This window comes from Streptomyces sp. NPDC002784 (assembly GCF_053592135.1).
The window spans coordinates 1-1,444 of record NZ_JBSFVD010000174.1; the positions used below are offsets into that span (position 1 = coordinate 1).

At 68.4% G+C, this 1,444-nt stretch carries 2 pseudogenes; one reads left to right on the top strand and one right to left on the bottom strand.

The window, feature by feature from the left end:
* Window positions 1-247: 247 nt before the first annotated feature.
* A pseudogene (locus tag ACWD1Z_RS37580) lies at window positions 248-458 on the bottom strand (helix-turn-helix domain-containing protein).
* Between the two features lie 469 nt (window positions 459-927).
* Between ACWD1Z_RS37580 and ACWD1Z_RS37585 the strand changes: the two are divergent.
* Window positions 928-1,254, top strand: a pseudogene (locus tag ACWD1Z_RS37585) (transposase); the annotation flags it as partial.
* Window positions 1,255-1,444 lie beyond the last annotated feature (190 nt).

Sequence of the window (1,444 nt, forward strand, 5' to 3'; positions counted from 1 at the left end):
CCTCGCCGGATGAAACAGCAAACAGCCAGGTCAGCAGGCATACCCGAAGCCATTTGCGGGACAACGCTTAGGCCAGAACTCAAAGACAAACGCGCAACAACAAGGAGGGGCGCATCCGGATTCCGTATACGAGCCGCACTCCGCAATCCCAAACGGACGGAAAGCAAAAACGCCGACGAGCAGATCTGCCTGGAAGTAGCTCGGCTGCCACCTCGCCATACCTCCACCGCACGCCCGGGCCTACGGGTCAGGACTCGCTGCGGCGCGTCGCTCCGCCCCGGGAGCGGAAGGTGGCCCCGGCCTCTTCGAACAGATGGTGCACGCCGCCGTACGAGCGGCCCCTCCTCCGCCAGAGCCCTGATGGACTTGCCCTGGTCGTACTTCTTCTTGAGGTCCGCCGCGAGCTGGTCGCAGTCTGGGCCGGGCGTGAGTCGGCGGGCCGGAGTCGTGTTCGACATGAGCGGATTCCTCCCGGAGAGGCTGCGGATGCTGCCGTGATCGCGTGAACCGGTGGCGTCGGCCACCGGTTCGGCGGAAGGCTCCAACGAGAAGAGGGGGCGGCTGGTGACGATCACGGACCCGGCCCAGTGGGAGGACCTGTTCACCCGCATCGTTGACGAGCACCCGGTGCAGTTCGTACGGCCCCGGACACCGACCGCCCGACCTGGGCGACGTACGAGGGCTGCCGCTACCTGGGCACCGTGTCCGCCGAACTGGACGACGGCCGGCCCCGGTGGCGGGGACAGACCACCCAAGAAGCCCACCACGACCTGGAGGACGCCGTGCGTGCGCTGCGGCGTCCCGCGTCCTGGCCTCGTGAGCGCGAGCAGGTCTGCCACTGGGCCCGGCGCCTGCTGGCGGACGACTCGCTCTGGCGGCTGACGTGGAGACCACCGGACTGGAGAACGCGTACGCGGTGCAGACCGCGCCGCCATGCTCGGCGGGCAGTTCCCCGAGGTCAAGGCCATACTCTTCGAGGCGAAGGAGGATCTGACCGCTTTCGCTGACTTCCCCCACCAGCACTGGATGAAGATCCAGCCGACCAACCCGCTCGTACGTTTGAGCCGGGAGATCAAACGACGCTCCGACGTCGCCCAGGTCTTCCCCAACAGCGCCGCCGTCAGCCGCCTGGCCACCGCCGTACTCACCGAACTCCACGACGAGTGGATCGCTTTCCCCCGCCGCTACCTCTCCATCGAAAGCATGGACAGCCTCTATCCAGACACCGGAACCCGCCTGCCCGACACCACCGAAAGATCAGTTACACACCACAGGGGACATGACCGAGCGGCTCGTGGCCTGGCTGGGCGGCGATGTCGACCAGGGCGCGGGGGGGGGGGGGGGGGTGGAGGGGGGAGGGGGGGCCGGGGCTGGGGGGCGCCGGGCGGGTTGCTCTGGGTCCGGTGGAGGGGGTGCCCGGGAGGGGGTCTGAGGTCTGTTGGGA